This is a genomic window from Robertmurraya sp. DFI.2.37, assembly GCF_029211245.1.
In the GTDB taxonomy this organism is placed as follows: Bacteria; Bacillota; Bacilli; order Bacillales; family Cytobacillaceae; genus Robertmurraya; species Robertmurraya methanolica_A.
In genome coordinates this window covers 1-287 of sequence record NZ_JARGEJ010000902.1, presented here as the reverse complement: position 1 = coordinate 287, position 287 = coordinate 1, and the positions used below count along the sequence as shown (strand labels likewise).

The window sequence follows — 287 nt, the reverse complement described above, 5'->3', positions numbered from 1 at the left end:
TACTAGTGCCAAAATGGAAGCAGCAAGCATTTTGCCTACTGCTAAAAGATAGATAGTATTAACTTTCCGCCTTAACGATAGGACCCCCCCGAAGTACCACCATCCAAAGAAAATTAATAAAAGGACGAACAAAACAATCCATAACGCCGCCCAAGCACCACTTCCAGGATAGTATGGAGGTGGATAAGGGGTTGGATATGCATAAGGACCAGGATATCCGTAAGCCATCTCACAACCTCCTTTAATCAAGACTCCACTAAATCCTCTCTTCATAATCTATTCAACAG

Annotated in this window: 1 protein-coding gene; it reads right to left on the bottom strand. The window is 42.5% G+C overall.

Going from position 1 to position 287, the window contains the following annotated elements:
- Positions 1 to 228, bottom strand: a 228-nt coding sequence (locus tag PZE06_RS29095; RefSeq protein ID WP_275792553.1) for a hypothetical protein, incomplete at its 3' end; no start/stop codon positions are given.
- Between the last annotated feature and the right edge of the window lie 59 nt (positions 229 to 287).